Source organism: Streptomyces sp. NPDC046881 (assembly GCF_040645015.1).
Lineage (GTDB): Bacteria > Actinomycetota > Actinomycetes > Streptomycetales > Streptomycetaceae > Streptomyces.
Map to the genome: position 1 here is coordinate 25,474 of NZ_JBEYXJ010000068.1, position 21,554 is coordinate 47,027.

Genomic DNA, 21,554 nt, shown 5'->3' on the forward strand with positions numbered 1-21,554 from the left:
GACCGTGCCGGCCGCCCCGTTCGAAGCGTTCCTCACCGTCCGGGCCGTCACACCCCGGAGGAGACCTCGGCCTTCTCGTCGGTGCCCTCCTCCCCCGCCGCGGCCAGAGCGCGGTTGCGGCGGACGGAGGAGAAGAAGGACCAGGCGATCAGGACGACACCGACGAGACCGGTGACGACCTCGTTGATCTCGTGCTGGATGGTGACCATGAGGATCACGGCGAGGGCGCCGATGGCGTAGTGGGCGCCGTGCTCCAGGTAGACGTAGTCGTCGAGGGTGCCCTGGCGGACCAGGTAGACCGTGAGCGACCGGACGTACATCGCGCCGATGCCGAGGCCGAGGGCCATCAGGACGATGTCGTTGGTGATGGCGAAGGCGCCGATGACGCCGTCGAAGGAGAAGGACGCGTCCAGGACCTCCAGGTAGAGGAACATGAAGAACGCGGCCTGGCCGGCCAGCACGATCGCGGGCTTCTGCTTGCCGCTGCGGGCGGCCTCTTCCTCCTCCTCGTGCTCGCGCTCCTCCTCTTCCTCCAGCTTGTCCTCGAAGTAGCCGGAGAGGCCGCCGACGACCATGTAGGTGATCAGGCCGGCGATCCCGGCGATCAGGACCGTCTGCGCCTTGTCCACGTGGGCGCCGCCGTGCTGGTGGGCGTGGGTGGCGAAGGTGAAGGACGTGATCAGCAGGACGATCAGGGCGATGCAGACCGACAGCATGTCGACCTTGCCGAGCTTGGCCAGGGGCCGCTCGATCCAGCGCAGCCACTGGATGTCCCGGTCCTCGAAGATGAAGTCGAGGAAGATCATCAGCAGGAACATGCCACCGAAGGCGGCGATCGCCGGGTGGGCGTCGGTGACCAGCTCCTGGTAGCGGTCCTTGTTGTTGAGCGCCAGGTCGACGGCCTCGATCGGGCCCATCTTGGCGCTGATCGCGACGATGACGACGGGGAAGACCAGCCGCATGCCGAAGACGGCGATGAGAACGCCGACCGTGAGGAAGATCTTCTGCCAGAAGGCGTTCATCTTCTTCAGGATCCCGGCGTTGACGACCGCGTTGTCGAAGGACAGCGAGATCTCCAGGATGGCGAGGATCGCCACGATGCCGAAGGCGGTCCACCCCCCGTAGAACGCCGCCGCGACCAGGCCGAGCGCGGTGACCGCGAACGACCAGCCGAAGGTTTTGAGAAGCACTGGCTACCCCATCGTCTGTTGGGGGCACCTCCCAGACGAAGTCTGGGGGAGGATCTCCCCGGAGTCGTACCGAGTTTTACGAAACGTTGACTCCGAAGTCTAGAGCGATGCCCCGGAGGCCCGACGCGTACCCCTGCCCCACTGCCCGGAACTTCCACTCGCCCTGATACCGGTACAGCTCGCCGAAGATCATCGCGGTCTCGGTGGAGGCGTCCTCGCTCAGGTCGTAGCGCGCCAGTTCCTGGCCGTCGGCCTGGTTGACCACGCGGATGAAGGCGTTGGAGACCTGGCCGAAGGTCTGGCCGCGCTCGTCCGCCATATGGATGGACACCGGGAAGATGATCTTCTCGCACTGCGGGGGCACCTTGGCGAGGTCGACCAGGATCGACTCGTCGTCACCCTCGCCCTCACCGGTGAGGTTGTCACCGGTGTGCTCCACGGAGCCGTCGGGGCTGGTGAGCTGGTTGTAGAACACGAACCACTCGTCGCCCAGCACCCGGTTCCCGGCGTCGCACAGCAGGGCGCTGGCGTCCAGGTCGAAGGGGGCGCCGGTGGTGGACCGGGCGTCCCAGCCGAGCCCGATCAGGACGTTGGTGAGGTTCGGTGCGGCCTTGGAGAGGGAGACATTGCCCCCCTTGGCGAGTGTGACGCCCATGATGCTGGTCCTCCCCTGGTGGTGCCTGTCTGGTTGTCCTGCGCGTCCGGCGCCGCCCGTAAACGGTGCGGCGCCGGATGGTGCAGGTGTCGTCGTGACTTCGACGGGATCAGACGTTGACGCCGAAGTCCTGTGCGATGCCACGCAGACCGGAGGCGTAGCCCTGGCCGATGGCCCGGAACTTCCACTCCGCGCCGTGCCGGTACAGCTCGCCGAAGACCATGGCCGTCTCGGTGGAGGCGTCCTCGCTCAGGTCGTAGCGGGCGATCTCCTGCCCGCCGGCCTGGTTCACGACGCGGATGAAGGCGTTGCGGACCTGGCCGAAGGACTGCTGGCGGTTCTCGGCGTCGTAGATCGACACCGGGAAGACGATCTTCTCAATGTCGGCCGGGACACCGGCCAGGTCGATCTTGATCTGCTCGTCGTCGCCCTCGCCCTCACCGGTGATGTTGTCACCGGTGTGCTCGACCGAGCCGTCGGGGCTCTTGAGGTTGTTGAAGAAGACGAAGTGCTGGTCGCTCGCGACCTTGCCGGAGTTGTTCAGCAGCAGCGCGCTCGCGTCGAGGTCGAAGTCCGTGCCGGTCGTCGTGCGCACGTCCCACCCCAGGCCGACGATGACGGCGGTCAGGCCCGGGGCCTCCTTCGTCAGCGATACGTTGCCGCCCTTGCTGAGGCTGACTCCCACGGGTCCTCCATGTGGTGTTCAGGGGCGGGGAGCCCCGTCGTGCTTCGGATATGGGATCAACGTGCCGATCCTAGTGACGGGTTCCCGCCCTCCGCAGACCCTGGAGCCGAAGATTCACAGGTGTCGGCCCGCGGGCGGCTCACAGGGTGTCGAGCGCCTTCACGTAGTCGTTCAGGTCGCGGGCGTCCGGCAGGCCGTTGACCACGGTCCACCGCACGACACCCTCCCTGTCGATGATGAAGGTGCCCCGGACGGCGCAGCCCTTGTCCTCGTCGAAGACGCCGTACGCGCGCGAGACGTTGCCGTGCGGCCAGAAATCGCTCAGCAGGGGGTATTCCAGACCCTCCTGCTCGGCGAAGACGCGCAGGGTGTGGATGGAGTCGTTGGAGACGGCGAGCAGCTGGGTGTCGCGGTCGGCGAACTTCGGCAGGTTGTCGCGCAGCTCGCACAGCTCGCCGGTGCACACGCCGGTGAAGGCGAAGGGGTAGAAGAGCAGGACCACGTTCTTCTCGCCGCGGAAGTCGGAGAGCCTCACGGTCCGGCCGTGGTTGTCCTTCAGCTCGAAGTCCGGCGCCTTGTCGCCGACCTGGATCGCCATCGTCGTGCATCCCTTCGGTGGGCTGTTCGGGTGGGAGCGTGCGGACGCTCGGGTCCACCCTACGCAGCGGGCACCGGGGCCTCACGGACGGGCCGAGCCTGCTCGGCCCGTCCGGCGGACGAGGACGGTCACCTCTTGGACTTGGCCGCCTTCGGCGTCGCCAGCCGGCTGCCGCTCCAGTCCTTGCCGACGCTGACGCTCTTCGAGGCGGTCAGGCCGGCCGTGGTGGCGGCGTCCTGGATGTCGCTCGGCTCCACGTACCCCGAACGGCCGGTCTTCGGCGTGAGGAGCAGGATGGCACCGCCCTCTTCGATGTACGTGGTGGCATCCACCAGCGCATCCGTCAGGTCGCCGTCGTCGTCACGGAACCACAGCACAACGGCGTCGGCCACGTCGTCGTAGTCCTCGTCCATGAGGTCGCCTGCGATGGTTTCCTCGATGGCCTCGCGGAGCTCCTGATCGACGTCGTCGTCGTAGCCGATCTCCTGGACCACCTGCCCGGGCTGGAACCCCAGCCTGGCGGCAGGGTTCGTCCGCTCCTCCGCGTGGTCCGCGGTCGCGCTCACGGGTTGCCTCCTGATCATTTCTTGGTGAGTATCTCAGCCACGCGCGTGCGCGAAGCATTGGCCGTAGTCCACACGGGCGGGGCGGATCGCGCAAGTACCCGGCCGTCGGGACCGTCGAAACGGTGACGATCCCGGCCGTGTCGCCGCAACTTCTGGCACCGTATCCCGTTTCCGCGGAACCCACATCACACCGATGTGCCCGGATTATGCCGTTCGGAATCATCCAGTGTTACGTCGCTCGAACAACTTTGCCAAGCACGTCACACCCCGGGCGTATCGTTGCGTTTTGACCGATGCAGACGACAGTGCGGATGACGTACGCCTTCCCGAGGTACACGATGGGGACGGTGTAGGCAGGCAGAAACTGGCCCTCTGACAGGTAAGGAACAGCGTGGCTTCCGGATCCGATCGCAATCCGATCATCATTGGCGGCCTTCCGAGTCAGGTTCCTGACTTCGATCCCGAGGAAACCCAGGAGTGGCTCGACTCCCTGGACGCCGCCGTCGACGAGCGCGGGCGGGAGCGGGCCCGCTACCTCATGCTGCGCCTCATCGAGCGCGCCCGCGAGAAGCGCGTGGCCGTGCCCGAGATGCGCAGCACGGACTACGTCAACACGATCCCCACCAAGAGCGAGCCGTTCTTCCCGGGCAACGAGGAGATCGAGCGCAGGATCCTGAACGCGACCCGCTGGAACGCGGCCGTGATGGTCTCGCGTGCCCAGCGCCCGGGCATCGGCGTCGGCGGCCACATCGCCACCTTCGCCTCCTCCGCCTCGCTCTACGACGTCGGCTTCAACCACTTCTTCCGCGGCAAGGACGAGGGCGACGGCGGCGACCAGGTCTTCTTCCAGGGCCACGCCTCCCCTGGCATCTACGCGCGCGCGTACCTGCTCGACCGGCTCACCGAGGAGCAGCTGGACGGCTTCCGCCAGGAGAAGTCGAAGTACCCGAACGGCCTGTCCAGCTACCCGCACCCGCGCTCGATGCCGGACTTCTGGGAGTTCCCGACGGTCTCCATGGGCCTCGGCCCGCTCGGCGCGATCTACCAGGCGCGGATGAACCGCTACATGGAGGCGCGCGGGATCGCGGACACCTCCAGGTCGCACGTGTGGGCGTTCCTCGGCGACGGCGAGATGGACGAACCGGAGTCGCTCGGCCAGCTGTCCATCGCGGCCCGGGAGGGCCTGGACAACCTGACCTTCGTGGTCAACTGCAACCTGCAGCGCCTCGACGGGCCGGTGCGCGGCAACGGCAAGATCATCCAGGAGCTGGAGTCGATCTTCCGGGGCGCCGGCTGGAACGTGATCAAGCTGATCTGGGACCGCACCTGGGACCCGCTGCTCGCGCAGGACCGGGACGGCATCCTGGTCAACAAGATGAACATCACGCCGGACGGGCAGTTCCAGACGTACGCCACCGAGACCGGCGACTACATCCGCCGGCACTTCTTCGGCGACGACCACCGGCTGCGCGCCATGGTCGAGAACATGACCGACGACCAGATCCTGCACCTGGGCCGCGGCGGCCACGACCACCGCAAGATCTACGCGGCCTTCAAGGCGGCCAAGGAGCACAAGGGCCAGCCGACGGTCATCCTGGCCAAGACGATCAAGGGCTGGACGCTGGGCCCGAACTTCGAGGGCCGCAACGCCACGCACCAGATGAAGAAGCTGACGGTCGACGACCTCAAGCGCTTCCGCGACCGGCTGCACCTGCCGATCTCCGACAAGGAGCTGGAGTCCGGCGCGCCGCCGTACTACCACCCGGGCCGGGACTCGGAGGAGATCCAGTACATGCACGACCGCCGCAAGGGCCTCGGCGGTTACGTGCCCACGCGCGTGGTCCGCTCCCAGCCGCTCGCCCTGCCGGACGACAAGGCGTACGCGACCGTGAAGAAGGGCACGGGCCAGCAGTCCATCGCGACGACCATGGCCTTTGTGCGCCTCCTCAAGGACCTCATGCGGGACAAGGAGATCGGCAAGCGATTCGTGCTGATCGCGCCGGACGAGTACCGCACGTTCGGCATGGACTCCTTCTTCCCGAGTGCGAAGATCTACAACCCGCTCGGCCAGCAGTACGAGTCGGTCGACCGCGAGCTGCTGCTGGCCTACAAGGAGTCGCCGACCGGCCAGATGCTGCACGACGGCATCTCCGAGGCGGGCTGCACGGCCTCGCTGATCGCCGCGGGCTCGGCGTACGCCACGCACGGCGAGCCGCTGATCCCGGTGTACGTCTTCTACTCGATGTTCGGTTTCCAGCGCACCGGCGACCAGTTCTGGCAGATGGCCGACCAGCTGGCGCGCGGTTTCGTCCTGGGTGCGACCGCGGGTCGTACGACGCTGACCGGTGAGGGTCTGCAGCACGCGGACGGCCACTCCCAGCTGCTGGCCTCCACCAACCCGGCGTGCGTGGCCTACGACCCGGCGTACGCGTACGAGATCGCGCACATCGTGCAGGACGGTCTGCGCCGGATGTACGGCAGCTCCCCCGAGCACCCGCACGGCGAGGACGTCTTCTACTACCTGACCGTCTACAACGAGCCCATCCAGCACCCGGCCGAGCCGACGAACGTGGACGTCGAGGGCATCGTCAAGGGCGTCCACAAGCTGAGCGAGGGCACGGGCGGCTCGGTCCCGGCGCAGATCATGGCGTCGGGCGTGGCGGTCCCGTGGGCCCTCGAGGCCCAGCGGATCCTCGCCGAGGAGTGGAACGTCAGGGCGGACGTGTGGTCCGCGACCTCCTGGAACGAGCTGCGCCGCGAGGCCGTGGAGTGCGAGGAGCACAACCTGCTGCATCCGGAGGAGGAGCAGCGGGTGCCGTACGTGACGCGGAAGCTGAGCGGCGCCGAGGGTCCGTTCGTGGCCGTGTCCGACTGGATGCGATCGGTTCCGGACCAGATCGCGCGCTGGGTGCCCGGGACGTACCAGTCGCTCGGCGCCGACGGCTTCGGCTTCGCCGACACCCGGGGCGCCGCGCGCCGCTTCTTCCACATCGACGCCGAGTCGATCGTCGTCGCGGTGCTGACCGAACTGGCCCGCGAGGGCAAGGTCGACCGGTCGGCGCTGAAGCAGGCCATCGACCGGTACCGGCTGCTGGACGTCACGGCGGCGGATCCGGGGGTGGCGGGCGGCGACGCGTAGCCGCTGCGCTGGGCTTCGGCCGACAAAGGGTCGTGGGGATCTGCGGGTCGGGGAGGGTTGGTCGCGCAGTTCCCCGCGCCCCTTACGGGCGCTGTCCTTACGGTTTCTTTACGATTGCGCTCATGGACCAGAGCTCGGCGCAGGTGCGGTGGGAGCGGCACACCCAGCGGCCGTTGTTGGCGCTCGCGGTGGCGTTCGCCGTCGCGTATGCGGTGCCGATCGTGGACGACTCCGCCGGTCACTCCCTGACGGCCGTCTGCACCGCGGTGGAGTGGGTGGTGTGGGGGGCGTTCGCCGTCGACTACCTGGTACGGCTGGCCCTCACCCCGCACCGGAAGGACTTCGTACGCCGGCACTGGCTCGACCTGTGCGCGGTGGTCCTGCCGCTGCTGCAACCGCTGCGGCTGCTGCGGCTGGTGTCCACGCTGATGCTGGTCGGCCGGCGGGCGCGGATGGCTCCGCAGATCCGGCTGACCACCTATGTCGTCGGGGCCGTGATCGGTCTGCTGATGTTCGGGTCGCTCGCGGTGCTGTCCGTGGAGCGGGAGTCGCCGCACGGGAACATCCGGACGCTGGGTGACGCGGTGTGGTGGTCGTTCACGACGATGACGACCGTGGGGTACGGGGATCACGCGCCGACCACCGGACTCGGGCGGATGATCGCGGTCGGGCTGATGCTGTCCGGGATCGCGCTGCTCGGTGTGGTCACCGCGAACATCGCCGCGTGGTTCATCTCGCGCTTCGAGAAGGACGACGTGGAGGAGCGGCGCCAGACGGAGGCGATCACCTCGCTGACCGAGGAGGTACGGCTGCTCCGGGCGGAGGTGGCTCGCCTGGCCGGGCACCCCGAGGAGGGGCCGGCGGCCGTGCGATCAGCGACCGCGCAGCCGCAGCCGCGAGCGCACCCCCCGCTCGACGGGGAGGGGCTGTCGGCTACAGGAGACCGTGGCCCCAGGTCGCCGCGCCCGCCAGGGCGATGATGGCCAGCAACGTGTCGATCGCACCCAGGATCAGGGCCACCAGGGCCGGGACGTTGCGGTCGTTCGACCATTTGCGGCCCATGGCCTGCCAACCGCAGAACATCGCCACCGGACCCAGCACGATGCCCAGCGCGAAGAAGCCGGCCACCGCGCAGATCGCGCCGATGATCGCGAGTGTCGCGCGGTCCGGCCCTGTCCGTTGCCACGTCCGGCCACGTGACCGGGGGTACCCGCGCGTTCCGTGCCCGAAGCCTGCCATCATCAACTCCCTGAGGTTGGCGGACAGTTCGGCTTCGGACTGCGGGTACCCCGGTTCCGCCGGGACAGACCTGCGCGCGCTGCCCCCCTCCAGCAGCGCGCGCCGCGGCCCGTCCGTCCCCCCATGCCCTGCGGAGGACTTGACCCACTGTGACCTGCGGCGCGTGCCGAGGGCGAGGGATCTTTAGCGGAGTCACCCTGATAGGGGAACTCCGCTCAGACGTGGCCGACGCCCGCGCCCGCCTCCGCGTTCGTGCCCCGCTTGGTGAGCAGCGCGACGAAGATGGCGGCCACCGCCACCCCGGCCGCGACCAGGGACGCCAGGCTCATGCCGGAGAGGAAGGTGTCGTGGGCGACCGCCGTGATCTTGGCGGCGACCGGCTCCGGCATGCCCTTCGCCACCGGGGCCACGCCGACCTGGACCGCCTCGGAGACCTTGTCCAGCTGGCCGGGGGTCAGCTTCGGCAGCCCCGCGTCGGCCCAGTTGCCCGGCAGTTCGCTGTCGACCCTGGAGGCCATCACGGCACCGAGCACCGCCGTACCGAGGCTGCTGCCGATCTGCATGGCCGCCTGCTGGAGACCGCCCGCCACACCGGACAGCTCCAGGGGCGCGTTGCCGACGATGACCTCGGTGGCGCCGACCATGACCGGCGCGAGGCCGAGGCCGAGCAGGGCGAACCAGAGGGACATGACACCGCTGCCGGTGTCGCTCTCCAGCGTCGACATGCCGTACAGCGCGACCGCGGTCACGGCCATGCCGAAAGCCAGCGGGACGCGCGGGCCGAGCTTGGTGATCGCCGAGCCGGCGAGCGGTGAGCCGATGATCATCATGCCGGTGAGCGGCAGCAGGTGCGCGCCGGCCTTGACGGGGCTCATCCCGTGGACGTTCTGCAGGTAGAACGTCACGAAGAACAGGCCGCCCATGAAGGCGATGGCCATCAGCATCATCAGTACGACGCCCGCCGACAGCGGCACCGAGCGGAACAGGCCCAGCGGGATCAGCGGTTCGGCGACCTTCGTCTCCCAGAAGGAGAAGACGGCGAAGAGCACTGCGGACGCGGCGATGAACAGCCACGTCTTGCCGTCGCCCCAGCCCCAGGTCGGGGCCTTGATGAGCGCCCAGACCAGGCAGAACATCGCGCCGGACAGCAGGGCGATGCCGAGCAGGTCGAAGGAGCGCGGGGCGTTCTCGGCGCGGTGGTCGAGCAGGATCAGCGTGCCGAGGAGCACCGCGAGGACACCGACCGGCACGTTGATGAAGAACACCGACTGCCAGTTGACGTGTTCGACGAGGACACCGCCGAGGATCGGGCCGCCCGCGGTGGACGCGCCGATCACCATGCCCCACACGCCGATGGCCATGTTCAGCTTCTCGGCCGGGAAGGTGGCCCGCAGCACGCCGAGCGCGGCCGGCATCAGCAGCGCGCCGAACAGGCCCTGGAAGACCCGGAAGACGATGACCGCGGTGATGCTGCCGGACAGCCCGATGGCGCCGGAGGCGGCGGCGAAGCCGGTCACGCCGATGAGGAAGGTCTGCCGGTGGCCGAAGCGGTCACCGAGCTTGCCCGCGGTGATCAGGGTGACCGCGAGGGCGAGGAAGTAGGCGTTCGAGACCCATTGCACGTCGGCGAAGGACGCGTTCAGGTCGTCGCGGATGGCCGGGTTGGCGATGGCCACGATGGTGCCGTCGAGGGCCGCCATCATGACCCCTACGGCGACGGTGATGAGGGTGAGCCACGGATGGCCGCGCAGGCCGGCGGCCGGGCGCTGGGGCCCCGACGCGGGTGCGTCGACGGTGGTCTGACTAGTCATGAACTCAGGCTAGTGACAGTCACTGACAGTTGACAAACAGATCCACAAGTCGGTTACTGACACGACATCGGCGCATAGGCTTCAGGGGCCGGTCAGGACGGACGCACACAGGGGAGAGAGGCCATGGAGACGCTGCGGGAGCGCAAGAAGCGGCGTACGCGGGAATCGCTGTTGCGGGCCGCTCTCGAACTGTTCACCAGCCAGGGGTACGAGCAGACCACCATCGACGAGATCGCCGAGGCCGTCGACGTCTCGCAGCGCACCTTCTTCCGCTACTTCGCGGGCAAGGAGGACGTGGCCTTCGCGGTGCAGAAGATGACGGAGGCGGCGTTCGTGGCGGCCGTACGCGCGCGTCCGCCGCACGAGGCGCCGATGAAGGCGCTGCGGCAGGCGTTCCTGGAGGGCTGGGAGACGATCCGGGAGACCGTCGAGTCGGTGGTGCCGGTCGAGCTGTACCTGCGCATGTACCGGACGATCGAGTCCACGCCCGCGCTGCTCGCCGTCCATCTGCGCCGGTCGGCGGCGACGGAGGAGACCATCGCGCGCGTGCTGGCCGAGCGGGAGGGCGTCGACGTCGACACCGACCCGCGGCCCCGGCTGGCGGTGGCCGTCTTCGGCGGGGTGATCCGGGTCAGCGAACGGCAGTGGTGCACCAGCGAGGACTTCGGCCTGGACTCCATCCGCACGCTCACCGCGTCGTACCTCGATCAGGTGGGTTCGGCGCTCACGGGACACTGGCGCACCGCCTGAGACCACCGGCGGATCGCGGGGAGATCAACGGCGGCTCACCGGCGCGGTGTTCGGTAACCGACGAAACGTGATCCCTGTCACTCGGTTACCGCGAGACCCTCTCGTTCTCCTAGTGTGTCCTCCCAGTGACTTCCTTCGACACCTCCCCGCAATTGAACGTCTGGCGCGCACTGCTGGCGCTGGCCGTCGTGTTCGTGATGCTCGCGACCACCGGCTGGACCGCCCTGCGCAGTCACCGGGAGTCGACAGCGCTGCAGGCCTCGCTCACCCGGTGGGAGCACGGCAGCATCCACGGCCTCCACCTGCCCGACCCCGAGGCCGCCCCGGCACGCCTCGCCCGCTTCTTCGGCTCGCTCACCCCGCACGAGCGCGACCGCCTCGCCCACCGCTACCCGCTCGCGGTCGGCAACATGAACGGCGCCCCCGCCTCCCTGCGCTACCGGGCCAACCGCATCGCGCTGGACCAGGCCCGCAAGGTCGAGCACCGGCGCATGCACGACAGCCGGCTCAGCTCGGCGGGCCAGCAGGACGCGGCCGACCGGATGGAGCGCTACGAGTCCCTGCTGGACCCGGACCGGCACATCCTGGCCTTCGACCCCGAGGGCTCGGGCCGGGTCGCCGAGGTGTTCGGCGATCTCGACCGCGCCGAGCGGATCTCGGTCGTCGTCCCCGGGGTCGACACCGATCTGCTCACCTTCCAGCGGACGTACCGCAAGTACAGCGCTCCGGTCGGCATGGCCGAGGCCCTGTACGCGGCCGAGCGCGCGGCCGACCCCACGACCCGCACGGCGGTGATCGCCTGGGCCGACTACACCTCCCCCGACGGGCTCGGGGTGGACGCGGCCACCGGTCTGCGCGCCGCGGAGGGCGCCCTACGGCTGAACGCGCTGCTGCGCGCCCTGCCCGGCCGGGCCCCGGTGTCGATGTTCTGTCACAGCTACGGCTCGGTGGTCTGCGGGGTCGCCGCGCACGGCATGCCCCGCCGGGTCGCCGACATAGCCGTGGCCGCGAGCCCCGGCATGCGCGTCACCCGGGCCTCCCGCCTGGGCACCACGGCCCGGGTGTGGGCCATGCGGGACGCCAGCGACTGGGTGCAGGACGTCCCGTACCTGGAGCTGGGCGGCCTCGGCCACGGCGCCGACCCGGTGTCCTCGGCGTTCGGGGCGCGGGTGCTGTCGGCCCGGGACGCCCAGGGCCACAGCGGTTACTTCCAGCCCGGCACGGACAGCCTGCGCAACCTCGCCGACATCGGCGTGGGCGCGTACGACGCGGTGACGTGCGCGCGGGAGAACGATGCGTGCCGGTCCGGTCTGTCCGGCGCGACGACGGCCGGACGCGCGTAGAAACAGCAGGAAGTGCGGTCTGCGCGGGTGGCGACGGAGGAGCACGTGCCGCATACGATGAGCCGCATGGGTGACGTACTGGCGGGTTTTCATGCCGTCTGGGAGTTCGAGTCCGACTCCGTGCTCATCCGTTACGAACGGGGGATTCGAACACCGAAGCTGTTCCAGGCGCTCGGTGAGCGCCGGATTCCGCTGTCGGCGGTCCAGGGGGTGACCCTCACCCCGGGCAGGCGCGGCACGGTCGTCCTGCGGCTGGAGCCGCGTCCCGGCGCCGATCCGCTGATGGAGGCGGCCGACGGCCAGCTCAAGGAGGGCGCCGACCCCTACCGGCTGGTGCTGCCGGCCGAGCGGGAGACCCTCGCCGAGTACTACGCGGACGAGCTGAAGGGGCTGCTGACCGAGTCCGGGCCCGCCGAGCGGCACCTGGTGGCGGCACCCGAGGCGCCGCTGCAGTTCAAGGCGTACGACGGGAAGGCGTCCTTCGACGGGACGACCGTGCAGTTCCGCTGGTCCTGGACCGGGGCGTCCTCGGCGAAGTGGAAGGCCGGCGACCAGAGCTTTCCGGTGACCGAGCTGAGCGGGGTGGAGTGGCGGTCGCCGGAGATCTTCGAGGGGCATCTGCGGCTGGTGCCCCGCGACCCGGGCTCGGCGCGGTCCGCGCAGCCGGACCAGGATCCGGCGTCGGTGGTCTTCGGCCTGGGGTACGGGCCGGTGCACGAGTCGCTGCCGTTCGCCGCCGCGGTCCTTGCGGCGGTGCGCACGCGCGGGCCGGTGCCGGTGGCACCGGCCGTGTCCCGGCGCGACCCCGCGGACATCGCCGAGCGGATCCGGCATCTCGGGGAGCTGCACCAGGCGGGCCTGGTCACCGACGACGAGTTCTCGTCGAAGAAGGCCGAGCTGCTGGCCGAGCTGTAGCTACTGCTCGCGCGCGTAGAAGCTGATCTTCCGGTCCAGGACGCCGAGGGTGTCGTGGAGCTCCGCGATCCGGGCCAGGACGTCCGTGCGGGTCGACTCCAGCAGCTGGCGGCGCTCGGCGAAGGTGTGGTCGCCCTCCCTGACCAGTTCCGCGTACCGGACCATGTCGGCCACCGGCATGCCGGTCAGCCGGAGCTTGGTGACGAAGTCCAGCCAGTCCAGGTCGCGGTTGCTGTAGCGGCGCTGGCCGGTGTGCGAGCGGTCGATGTGCGGCATCAGCCCGATCCGCTCGTACCAGCGCAGGGTGTGCGCGGTCAGACCGGTGAACGCGACGACCTCGCTGATCGTGTAGCGGTCCTGGCCGTCGGGGCGGGGATGGCGCCGCGGCGGGGCGGCGCAGATGTCGGTGGGGGTGGCGTGCTCGGTGGCTGTCTGCGTGGTCTGCATCACCGTCATGGCCCCAACGCTATGGCCTTGGAGTGCACTCCAAGCAAGCGGCTTCGGTAAGAAATCGGCACGACGCGGCCCGGGGCGGCCGTCTAGCGTGCGGCCATGAGTCTTGCACGCCGGGCCGGACCCGGGGACGCCGCCGAAGTGCTGCGACTGCGCCAGGTGATGATCGATTCCTTGTGGAGCACGGGGGGTGCCGGGCCGACCGAGTGGCACGCCGAGTCGCTGCCGACGCTGCGGGGGCGGCTCGCGGAGGAGGACGGCGACTTCGCCGCGTTCGTCGTGGAGCACCCCGGCCGGCCGGGGGTGCTGGCCGCGCTGGCGGCGGGGACGGTGGAGTACCGCATCGGCAAGGCCGGGAATCCGCACGGGCGGGTCGGGCACGTCTTCAGCGTGGCGACCGCCCCGGACGCCCGCCGGCGCGGCCACGCGCGCGCGTGCATGGAGGAGCTGCTGGCCTGGTTCCGCGCGCGGGGTGCCGGTCACGTGCTGCTCAACGCCTCGCCGGAGGCCGAGCCGCTGTACGCCTCCCTCGGCTTCACGCGGGATCCGGACCCGTCGATGCGGCTGCTGTTGTGAGCCGCATAGGCTCGGACGCATGTCGTTGCAGAGCCTGGCGCTGATCGAGAACTGGCCCGTCCCCACCGCCGCGGCGGGTGTCGTACGAGCCGACGGGACCGTCCTCGGGACGCACGGTCCCGTCGGGCACCGCTTTCCGCTGGCCTCCGTCACCAAGCCGCTGGCGGCCTACGCGGCGCTCGTCGCGTACGAGGAGGGGGCGATCGAGCTGGACGAGCCGGCCGGCCCGCCCGGGTCGACGGTGCGGCACCTGCTCGCGCACACCTCCGGGCTGGCCTTCGACGAGCACCGGGTGACGGCCGCGCCCGGCGAGCGGCGGCTGTACTCGAACGCCGGGTTCGAGCAGCTCGGGGACCACATCGCCAAGGCGACGGACATTCCGTTCGCGGAGTACCTGCGGCAGGGGGTGCTGGAGCCGCTGGGCATGGCGTCGACGTCGCTGGAGGGGTCGCCGGCGAAGGACGGGGTGTCGACGGTGGCGGACCTGCTGCGGTTCGCGGGCGAGGTGCAGGCGCCGCGGCTGCTGGACGCGCGGACGGTGGCGGCGGCGATGACGGTGCAGTACCCGGGGACGAAGGGGGTGCTGCCGGGGTACGGGCACCAGAACCCGAACGACTGGGGGCTGGGCTTCGAGATCCGCGACGGGAAGTCCCCGCACTGGACGGGGAGTTCGTCGTCGCCCCGGACGTTCGGGCATTTCGGGCAGTCCGGTACGTTCCTGTGGATCGACCCCGATGCCGGCGTGGCGGGCGTCGCCCTTACGGACCGGGCGTTCGGGCCCTGGGCGGTCGAGGCGTGGCCGGTCCTCACGGACGCGGTACTCGCGGAACTGCGCGGCTAGGCGGCCATCTCCCACAGCAGCAGCTCCGCCGGGGCCGCCGCCACCGCCTCCAGGCCCTGCGCCCCGGTGATCCGCGCCGCGTCCCCGGGGTGCAGCTCCTCCCCCGCCAGCCGGACCCCGCCCCGCACGACGTGCACGTACACGTACGCCGCGTCCGGGATCGCCGTCCGCTCACCGGGGTCCAGGCGCCGTACGTGGAGCATCGCGCCGGCCGCCGGCACCGCGTACGGCGTGGAGTCGGCGATGCCCGGGACGAGGTCGTACGAGGGGTCGCCGCCGGGCTCGCGTGGCGTCAACCACATCTGGACGAAGGTCAGCGGCACGTCCCCGTCGTTGCGTTCCACGTGCCGCACGCCCGCCGCCGCGCTCAGGTGCTGCACGTCCCCGGGCCGGACCCGGGTCTCGTGGCCCGTGGAATCGCGGTGGGTCAGCTCGCCCTCGACCACCCACGTGACGATCTCGGTGTGGCTGTGCGGGTGTTCGTCGAAACCGGAGCCGGGGGCGAGCCGCTCCTCGTTACAGGCGATCACCGCGCCGAAGCGGAGATTGTCCGGGTCGTAGTGCGGGCCGAAGGAGAAGGCGTGCCGGGTCTCGATCCCGGCCTCCGGATCCCCTCCGCGGTAGCGCTCACCGGCGCGCCGAACGTCCATCACGGCCACCACGGTAGCCCGCCCGGCACACAGGATCCGAAGAAGCGGGCAAGGGCCCACCAACGCCCACTGTCCCCACGCGCCGGCCGCGAGGGAGGCGCCCCCCGGAGGCGACCGAGCCGTCAAGCACAGACCCGGCGGCGCACGGGTCCGGCCCGATAAGGCAGTCTTGTCCCCGTGCCCGAACCCGAATCCCACAACGGTGACCCCGCAGCCCACGACGTCCACCCGCACGCCGCGACACTGAGGCGACTGGAGAAGTCCTCGGGGCGTCTCGCCGCGCAGGCGATCGCGCGCATGGACGAGTCCCTGCCGTGGTACCGGGCCATGCCCCCGGAGAACCGTTCCTGGATCGGTCTCGTCGCCCAGGCGGGCATCGCGGCCTTCACCGAGTGGTTCCGGCGCCCGGACGCGCCCCAGGCGATCTCCACGGACGTCTTCGGGACCGCGCCGCGTGAGCTGACCCGGGCCATCACGCTGCGGCAGACCGTGGAGATGGTGCGGACCACCATCGAGGTCATGGAGAGCGCCATCGACGAGGTGGCCGCGCCCGGTGACGAGAGCGTGCTGCGCGAGGCGCTGCTGGTGTACGCCCGGGAGATCGCCTTCGCCACCGCCCAGGTGTACGCCCAGGCCGCCGAGGCACGCGGTGCCTGGGACGCGCGCCTGGAGTCCCTGGTGGTGAACGCCGTGCTGAGCGGAGAGGCGGACGAGGGCGCGGTCAGCCGGGCCGCCGCGCTGGGCTGGAACTCCCCCGAGCACGTGTGCGTGGTGCTCGGGACCGCGCCCGACGGGGACAGCGAGCTGACGGTCGAGGCGATCCGGCGGGCCGCGCGCCACGCCAAGCTGCAGGTGCTCACGGGGGTGCTCGGGGACCGGCTGGTGGTCATCGCCGGCGGCAGCCCCAACCCGCTCGCCGTCGCGAAGTCGCTGATCGGCCCGTACGCCGCCGGACCGGTGGTCGCGGGTCCGGTCGTACCCGATCTGCTCGCCGCCACCCGGTCCGCGCAGGCCGCCGCCGCGGGGCTGAAGGCCTGTTCCGCCTGGCAGGACGCGCCGCGGCCGGTGCTCGCGGACGATCTGCTGCCGGAGCGGGCGATCGCGGGTGATCCGAGCGCCCGCGAGCAGCTGGTGGAGGAGATCTACAGACCGCTGGAGGAGGCCGGCTCCGCGCTCCTGGAAACCCTGAGTGTCTACCTGGAGCAGGCGAGCAGCCTGGAAGGCGCGGCGAGGATGCTCTTCGTTCACCCGAACACCGTGCGCTACCGGCTCCGACGTGTGACTGATGTCACCGGATGGTCGCCCTCGGATGTACGATCCGCGTTCACACTACGGATCGCGCTCATCCTGGGGCGTCTGGCCGATGGTGAACCCCAGACATAGGGTTTTGTCGGAGGCCCACAAAAGCCCTTCGTGTTCTTCGTCCCTGTCCTCACGGGCGGCCGTGCCCGTCCCCAAGAGAGAGTGTGAGAGTGCTCGTACTCGTCGCTCCCGGCCAGGGCGCTCAGACGCCCGGCTTCCTGACCCCCTGGCTCGAACTGCCCGGTGCCGCGGACCGCGTCGCCGCCTGGTCGGACGCCATCGGACTGGACCTCGTCCACTACGGCACCCAGGCCGATGCCGACGCCATCCGTGACACCGCGGTGGCCCAGCCGCTGCTCGTGGCCGCCGGCATCCTGTCCGCCGCGGCACTCGGTGACATGTCCGAGATCGCTCCCGGCGCGGTCGCGGGTCACAGTGTGGGTGAGATCACCGCCGCCGCCTTCGCGGGTGTCCTGGACGACACGGCCGCCCTCGGTCTCGTCCGCACCCGGGGTCTGGCGATGGCCGACGCCGCCGCGGTCACCGAGACCGGCATGGCGGCGCTGCTCGGCGGGGACCCCGAGGTGACCCTCCCGCACCTGGAGAAGCTGGGCCTGACCCCGGCGAACATCAACGGCGCGGGCCAGATCGTCGCCGCCGGCACGCTGGAGCAGCTGGCCGCGCTGGCCGAGGACAAGCCCGAGGGCGTCCGCAAGGTCGTCGCGCTGAAGGTGGCCGGCGCCTTCCACACCGGCCACATGGCGCCCGCGGTGGACACCCTGGCCGAGGCCGCGGCGAAGCTGTCGCCGGCCGACCCGAAGGTGCCCTACGTCTCCAACAAGGACGGCCGGACCGTCGCGTCCGGAGCCGAGGTGCTCCAGCGGCTGGTCGGCCAGGTCGCCAACCCGGTGCGCTGGGACCTGTGCATGGAGACGTTCAAGGAGCTGGGCGTCACCGCGCTCGTCGAGGTGTGCCCGGGTGGCACGCTGACCGGCCTGGCCAAGCGCGCCCTGCCCGGCGTGAAGACGCTGGCGCTGAAGACCCCCGACGACCTCGACGCGGCCCGCGCTCTCCTCGCAGAGCACACCGGCGCCTAAGGAGCCGTACATGGCGAAGATCAAGCCCAGCAAGGGCGCCCCGTATGCGCGCATCCTCGGCGTCGGCGGCTACCGGCCGACCCGGGTGGTGCCCAACGAGGTGATCCTGGAGAAGATCGACTCCTCCGACGAGTGGATCCGCTCGCGTTCCGGTATCGAGACCCGGCACTGGGCCGGTCCCGAGGAGACCGTGGCCGCGATGGCGATCGAGGCCTCCGGGAAGGCGATCGCGGACGCCGGCATCGACGCCGAGCAGATCGGCGCGGTGGTCGTCTCGACCGTCTCGCACTTCAGCCAGACCCCGGCCGTCGCCACGGAGATCGCCGACAAGCTGGGCACGGACAAGGCCGCCGCCTTCGACATCTCGGCCGGCTGCGCGGGCTTCGGCTACGGCCTGACGCTCGCCAAGGGCATGGTGGTGGAAGGTTCCGCCGAGCACGTGCTCGTGATCGGCGTGGAGCGGCTGAGCGACCTGACCGACCTGGAGGACCGGGCGACCGCGTTCCTGTTCGGTGACGGCGCCGGCGCGGTCGTGGTCGGCCCCTCGAACGAGCCGGCGATCGGCCCGACCGTGTGGGGCTCGGAGGGCGACAAGTCCGAGACCATCAAGCAGACCGTCTCCTGGGACCGGTTCGCCATCGGCGACGTCTCCCAGCTGCCCGTGGACAGCCAGGGCAACATCAAGTTCCCTGCGATCACGCAGGAGGGCCAGGCGGTGTTCCGCTGGGCCGTGTTCGAGATGGCGAAGGTCGCCCAGCAGGCGCTGGACGCGGCCGGAATCACCGCGGACGACCTGGACGTCTTCATCCCGCACCAGGCCAATGTGCGGATCATCGACTCGATGGTGAAGACACTGAAGCTGCCGGAGCACGTCACGGTCGCCCGTGACATCCGCACCACCGGCAACACCTCGGCCGCCTCGATCCCGCTCGCGATGGAGCGGCTCCTGGCGACCGGGGAGGCGAAGAGCGGCGACACCGCGCTCGTCATCGGATTCGGGGCGGGTCTCGTCTACGCCGCCACGGTCGTTACCCTCCCCTAGGCACTCCGTGCCGGATCATGCGGTCCGGCAGGGGGACAACTGCCACAAACCGTCTGGAATATCTAAGAAGGAGCGCCTGACATGGCCGCCACTCAGGAAGAGATCGTCGCCGGTCTCGCCGAAATCGTGAACGAGATCGCCGGCATCCCGGTTGAGGACGTCCAGCTGGACAAGTCCTTCACCGACGACCTGGACGTCGACTCGCTGTCCATGGTCGAGGTCGTCGTCGCCGCCGAGGAGCGCTTCGACGTGAAGATCCCGGACGAGGACGTCAAGAACCTCAAGACCGTCGGCGACGCGACCGACTACATCCTCAAGCACCAGGCCTGAGCCACCCCCTAGGCCACAGGCTGCAAGGCCCCGCCACCCGGCGGTGGCGCCGTAATCCCCGCTGACGCGGGGGTAGTCCTCCCGTATCCGTTGGAGAAAGAATTCCCGTGAGCCCGACCAATCGCACCGTGGTCGTCACCGGTATCGGCGCAACCACACCGCTGGGTGGCGACGCAGCCTCGACCTGGGAGGCCCTCCTCGCCGGCACGTCCGGCGTCGGCCCCCTGGAGCAGGAGTGGGCGGCCCAGCTGCCGGTCCGTATCGCCGCGCAGATCGCCGTCGAGCCGGGCGAGATCATCCCCCGCCCGCAGGCCCGCAAGCTGGACCGGTCCGCGCAGTTCGCGCTGATCGCCGCTCAGGAGGCCTGGAAGGACGCCGGTTTCACCGCCAAGGCCGGTGAGGACGCGTCCGTGAACCCCGACCGTCTCGGTGCCGTCATCGCCTCCGGCATCGGCGGCGTGACGACCCTGCTGGACCAGTACGACGTGCTGCGGGAGAAGGGCGTCCGCCGCGTCTCCCCGCACACCGTGCCGATGCTGATGCCCAACTCCCCGGCGGCCAACGTCGGGATCGAGCTGGGTGCGCGCGCCGGTGTGCACACCCCGGTCTCGGCCTGCGCCTCGGGCGCGGAGGCCATCGGGTACGCGATCGAGATGATCCGCACCGGGCGTGCGGACGTGGTCGTGGCCGGTGGCACCGAGGCCGCCATCCACCCGCTGCCGATCGCCGCGTTCGGCAACATGATGGCGATGTCCAAGAACAACGACGACCCGCAGGGCGCCTCGCGTCCCTACGACGCCGGCCGGGACGGTTTCGTGCTCGGCGAGGGCGCCGGTGTGATCGTCCTGGAGTCCGAGGAGCACGCGAAGGCCCGCGGCGCCCGGATCTACGTGGAGGCGGTCGGTCAGGGCATCTCCGCCGACGCCCACCACATCACGCAGCCCGAGCCGTCCGGCAACGGCATCGCGCACGCGCTGCAGAACCTGCTGGACAACACCGACCTGAAGCCGGCCGAGGTCGTGCACGTGAACGCGCACGCCACGTCCACGCCGCAGGGTGACGTCGCCGAGATCAAGGCGCTGCGCAAGGTGTTCGGCGACGACGTCGACCACATGGCGATCTCCGCGACGAAGTCGATGACCGGTCACCTGCTGGGCGGTGCCGGTGGTGTGGAGACCGTCGCGTCGATCCTGGCGCTGGTGAACCGTACGGCGCCGCCGACGATCAACGTGGAGAACCTCGACCCCGAGGTCAACGCGGACGTCGTCGTCGGTGAGGCGCGGGCTCTCCCCGAGGGCCGTATCGCCGCGCTGAACGACTCGTTCGGCTTCGGCGGGCACAACGTGGTGCTGGCGTTCCGGACGATCTGAGTCCCGTGACGTCGAACGGCCCGGCCTCCCGTGGTGGAGGCCGGGCCGTTCGCCGTATGCGGTGCGGGTTCGTCGCCGGTTGCGGCTGCGTCGTGGCCGGTCGCGCGGTTCCCGCGCCCCTCGGGCCGGCTACACCACCTGGTGCAGCCAACGCACCGGTGCGCCCTCGCCCGCGTACCTGAAGGGTTCGAGCTCGTCGTCCCACGGCTTTCCGAGGAGCTTGGACAGCTCCGCTTCCAGATCCGTCTCCCCGCGCTGGCTGCGCAGCAGGGCCGCGCGCAGGCGGTCCTCGGGGATCAGGATGTCACCGTGGATGCCGGTGACGGCGTGGAAGATGCCGAGGTCGGGGGTGCAGCTGTAGCGCTCGCCCTCGGCGGTGGGGCAGGGCTCGGCGGTGACCTCGAAGCGCAGCAGGTGCCAGCCGCGCAGCGCGGAGGCGAGTTTGGAGGCCGTGCCGGCCTCGCCCTGCCAGGAGAACTCCGAGCGCCAGGTGCCCGGGGCCGCGGGCTGCCGGATCCAGTCGAGGTTGACGCGCGTGCCGAGCACCCCCGCGACGGCCCACTCGACGTGCGGGCACAGCGCGCGCGGCGCGGAGTGCACGTACAGAACTCCACGTGTCGTCACCGGAACCTCCGGGCAGAGCGGGACATCTTGCGGACTGGCTGGGCGGCAGTGGCGCGACGGCCGCGTTGATGGCGAGGCTACCCTGCGGCGGCGCAAGGAGTGTGACGTACCGTCGGTCCCGGTGCCAGGAAACCGCCGCCATTCACCCAGGGGGACGCTTGTACGGGGGTGCGCCGTTCCCGGAGGCGGGGCCGGGAACCCCGGCACGTTGTTATGGGAGGGAAGTGCCGACCGTCGAGCGAGGGGAACAGCAGGGATGCGGAAGCGAACCCACCGTGTGCGGGCCGGCCTCGCCGTCGTGGCGGCCGTGGTGCTGGGCGCCGCCGGCTGTGCCGGGGCGCGGGGCACGTGCCGGCCCCGAAGCGCACCAAGCCGCCC

General features: G+C 70.3%; 22 protein-coding genes. 12 read left to right on the forward strand and 10 right to left on the reverse strand.

The features are described from left to right. Positions 1–47 precede the first annotated feature (47 nt). The 5 genes from ABZ923_RS27305 to ABZ923_RS27325 form a co-directional block, all read right to left on the reverse strand. A complete protein-coding gene (locus ABZ923_RS27305; protein ID WP_361476439.1) occupies positions 48–1,190 on the reverse strand; it encodes a DUF475 domain-containing protein in 1,143 nt (380 codons plus the stop codon). A gap of 76 nt (positions 1,191–1,266) precedes the next feature. Beyond that, entirely contained in the window at positions 1,267–1,845 is a 579-nt protein-coding gene (locus ABZ923_RS27310) for a TerD family protein (RefSeq protein WP_361476441.1), read from the reverse strand. Between the two features lie 109 nt (positions 1,846–1,954). Beyond that, positions 1,955–2,530, reverse strand: coding sequence for a calcium homeostasis/redox stress adaptation protein (locus ABZ923_RS27315; protein WP_030341260.1), 576 nt, complete (start codon positions 2,528–2,530; stop codon positions 1,955–1,957). 139 nt (positions 2,531–2,669) lie between these two features. After that, positions 2,670–3,128 (reverse strand): peroxiredoxin, encoded by a 459-nt coding sequence (locus tag ABZ923_RS27320; RefSeq protein ID WP_361476443.1) that lies wholly within the window; start codon positions 3,126–3,128, stop codon positions 2,670–2,672. 128 nt (positions 3,129–3,256) lie between these two features. Next, positions 3,257–3,694, reverse strand: a complete 438-nt coding sequence (locus ABZ923_RS27325; protein ID WP_165951532.1) for a DUF3052 domain-containing protein — start codon at positions 3,692–3,694, stop codon at positions 3,257–3,259. A 391-nt stretch (positions 3,695–4,085) separates the two neighbouring features. On the opposite strand from ABZ923_RS27325, the gene aceE reads away from it, so the two are divergent. Next, positions 4,086–6,833, forward strand: a complete 2,748-nt coding sequence (aceE, locus tag ABZ923_RS27330) for a pyruvate dehydrogenase (acetyl-transferring), homodimeric type (RefSeq protein ID WP_361476446.1) — start codon at positions 4,086–4,088, stop codon at positions 6,831–6,833. 122 nt (positions 6,834–6,955) lie between these two features. Then, on the forward strand, positions 6,956–7,813 hold the full coding sequence (locus ABZ923_RS27335; protein WP_361476448.1) for a potassium channel family protein: 858 nt from the start codon (positions 6,956–6,958) through the stop codon (positions 7,811–7,813). On the opposite strand, the gene ABZ923_RS27340 is transcribed toward ABZ923_RS27335, so the two are convergent. Together ABZ923_RS27340 and ABZ923_RS27345 are read right to left on the reverse strand one after the other, a co-directional pair. Continuing rightward, positions 7,767–8,072 carry a small hydrophobic protein gene (locus tag ABZ923_RS27340; protein ID WP_361476450.1) on the reverse strand — a complete coding sequence of 102 codons (306 nt, stop codon included), beginning with the start codon at positions 8,070–8,072 and terminating at the stop codon, positions 7,767–7,769. The genes ABZ923_RS27335 and ABZ923_RS27340 overlap by 47 nt on opposite strands. A 215-nt stretch (positions 8,073–8,287) precedes the next feature. Further along, entirely contained in the window at positions 8,288–9,883 is a 1,596-nt protein-coding gene (locus ABZ923_RS27345; RefSeq protein ID WP_361476451.1) for an MFS transporter, read from the reverse strand. A 123-nt stretch (positions 9,884–10,006) separates the two neighbouring features. Between ABZ923_RS27345 and ABZ923_RS27350 the strand changes: the two genes are divergently transcribed. From ABZ923_RS27350 to ABZ923_RS27360, 3 genes are all read left to right on the forward strand, one after another. After that, positions 10,007–10,633 carry a TetR family transcriptional regulator gene (locus tag ABZ923_RS27350; protein WP_361476453.1) on the forward strand — a complete coding sequence of 209 codons (627 nt, stop codon included), beginning with the start codon at positions 10,007–10,009 and terminating at the stop codon, positions 10,631–10,633. A gap of 125 nt (positions 10,634–10,758) precedes the next feature. After that, the gene (locus ABZ923_RS27355) at positions 10,759–11,976 is read left to right on the forward strand and encodes an alpha/beta hydrolase (RefSeq protein ID WP_361476455.1); all 1,218 of its coding nucleotides are present in this window, start codon (positions 10,759–10,761) and stop codon (positions 11,974–11,976) included. Positions 11,977–12,042: 66 nt separating this feature from the next. Continuing rightward, positions 12,043–12,891: a DUF4429 domain-containing protein gene (locus tag ABZ923_RS27360; protein ID WP_361476457.1), complete on the forward strand. Its 849-nt coding sequence runs from the start codon at positions 12,043–12,045 to the stop codon at positions 12,889–12,891. Here ABZ923_RS27360 and ABZ923_RS27365 read toward each other — a convergent pair whose 3' ends face one another. Next, positions 12,892–13,347 (reverse strand): MerR family transcriptional regulator, encoded by a 456-nt coding sequence (locus tag ABZ923_RS27365; protein WP_361476459.1) that lies wholly within the window; start codon positions 13,345–13,347, stop codon positions 12,892–12,894. It abuts the gene before it with no gap. Between the two features lie 96 nt (positions 13,348–13,443). Between ABZ923_RS27365 and ABZ923_RS27370 the strand changes: the two genes are divergently transcribed. Then, positions 13,444–13,920, forward strand: a complete 477-nt coding sequence (locus ABZ923_RS27370) for a GNAT family N-acetyltransferase (protein ID WP_361476461.1) — start codon at positions 13,444–13,446, stop codon at positions 13,918–13,920. A gap of 19 nt (positions 13,921–13,939) precedes the next feature. Continuing rightward, complete coding sequence (locus tag ABZ923_RS27375; protein ID WP_361476463.1) at positions 13,940–14,761, forward strand: serine hydrolase domain-containing protein; 822 nt, start codon at positions 13,940–13,942, stop codon at positions 14,759–14,761. Here ABZ923_RS27375 and ABZ923_RS27380 read toward each other — a convergent pair. Further along, complete coding sequence (locus ABZ923_RS27380; protein WP_361476480.1) at positions 14,758–15,411, reverse strand: pirin family protein; 654 nt, start codon at positions 15,409–15,411, stop codon at positions 14,758–14,760. The genes ABZ923_RS27375 and ABZ923_RS27380 overlap by 4 nt on opposite strands. A gap of 177 nt (positions 15,412–15,588) precedes the next feature. Here ABZ923_RS27380 and fasR point away from each other — a divergent pair, with 177 nt between their 5' ends. The 5 genes from fasR (at position 15,589) to fabF (ending at position 20,552) form a co-directional block, all read left to right on the forward strand. After that, the gene (gene fasR, locus ABZ923_RS27385) at positions 15,589–16,794 is read left to right on the forward strand and encodes a fatty acid biosynthesis transcriptional regulator FasR (RefSeq protein ID WP_361476464.1); all 1,206 of its coding nucleotides are present in this window, start codon (positions 15,589–15,591) and stop codon (positions 16,792–16,794) included. A gap of 89 nt (positions 16,795–16,883) precedes the next feature. After that, a complete protein-coding gene (locus ABZ923_RS27390) occupies positions 16,884–17,810 on the forward strand; it encodes an ACP S-malonyltransferase (protein ID WP_361476466.1) in 927 nt (308 codons plus the stop codon). 10 nt (positions 17,811–17,820) lie between these two features. Next, positions 17,821–18,852 (forward strand): ketoacyl-ACP synthase III, encoded by a 1,032-nt coding sequence (locus ABZ923_RS27395; RefSeq protein ID WP_361476468.1) that lies wholly within the window; start codon positions 17,821–17,823, stop codon positions 18,850–18,852. Between the two features lie 81 nt (positions 18,853–18,933). Next, complete coding sequence (locus tag ABZ923_RS27400; protein ID WP_030341284.1) at positions 18,934–19,182, forward strand: acyl carrier protein; 249 nt, start codon at positions 18,934–18,936, stop codon at positions 19,180–19,182. A gap of 107 nt (positions 19,183–19,289) precedes the next feature. After that, a complete protein-coding gene (gene fabF, locus ABZ923_RS27405; protein ID WP_361476470.1) occupies positions 19,290–20,552 on the forward strand; it encodes a beta-ketoacyl-ACP synthase II in 1,263 nt (420 codons plus the stop codon). Positions 20,553–20,681: 129 nt separating this feature from the next. Here fabF and ABZ923_RS27410 read toward each other — a convergent pair whose 3' ends face one another. Next, positions 20,682–21,176, reverse strand: coding sequence for a DUF3145 domain-containing protein (locus ABZ923_RS27410; RefSeq protein ID WP_361476472.1), 495 nt, complete (start codon positions 21,174–21,176; stop codon positions 20,682–20,684). Between the last annotated feature and the right edge of the window lie 378 nt (positions 21,177–21,554).

Coding starts and splice junctions, on each gene's coding strand:
- ABZ923_RS27335 (WP_361476448.1), top strand. CDS start 6,956: ATGGACCAGAGCTCGGCGCAGGTGCGGTGGGAGCGGCACACCCAGCGG.
- ABZ923_RS27380 (WP_361476480.1), bottom strand. CDS start 15,411: ATGGACGTTCGGCGCGCCGGTGAGCGCTACCGCGGAGGGGATCCGGAG.
- ABZ923_RS27310 (WP_361476441.1), bottom strand. CDS start 1,845: ATGGGCGTCACACTCGCCAAGGGGGGCAATGTCTCCCTCTCCAAGGCC.
- ABZ923_RS27345 (WP_361476451.1), bottom strand. CDS start 9,883: ATGACTAGTCAGACCACCGTCGACGCACCCGCGTCGGGGCCCCAGCGC.
- ABZ923_RS27320 (WP_361476443.1), bottom strand. CDS start 3,128: ATGGCGATCCAGGTCGGCGACAAGGCGCCGGACTTCGAGCTGAAGGAC.
- ABZ923_RS27370 (WP_361476461.1), top strand. CDS start 13,444: ATGAGTCTTGCACGCCGGGCCGGACCCGGGGACGCCGCCGAAGTGCTG.
- ABZ923_RS27350 (WP_361476453.1), top strand. CDS start 10,007: ATGGAGACGCTGCGGGAGCGCAAGAAGCGGCGTACGCGGGAATCGCTG.
- ABZ923_RS27395 (WP_361476468.1), top strand. CDS start 17,821: ATGGCGAAGATCAAGCCCAGCAAGGGCGCCCCGTATGCGCGCATCCTC.
- ABZ923_RS27340 (WP_361476450.1), bottom strand. CDS start 8,072: ATGGCAGGCTTCGGGCACGGAACGCGCGGGTACCCCCGGTCACGTGGC.
- ABZ923_RS27400 (WP_030341284.1), top strand. CDS start 18,934: ATGGCCGCCACTCAGGAAGAGATCGTCGCCGGTCTCGCCGAAATCGTG.
- ABZ923_RS27360 (WP_361476457.1), top strand. CDS start 12,043: ATGGGTGACGTACTGGCGGGTTTTCATGCCGTCTGGGAGTTCGAGTCC.
- ABZ923_RS27365 (WP_361476459.1), bottom strand. CDS start 13,347: ATGACGGTGATGCAGACCACGCAGACAGCCACCGAGCACGCCACCCCC.
- ABZ923_RS27375 (WP_361476463.1), top strand. CDS start 13,940: ATGTCGTTGCAGAGCCTGGCGCTGATCGAGAACTGGCCCGTCCCCACC.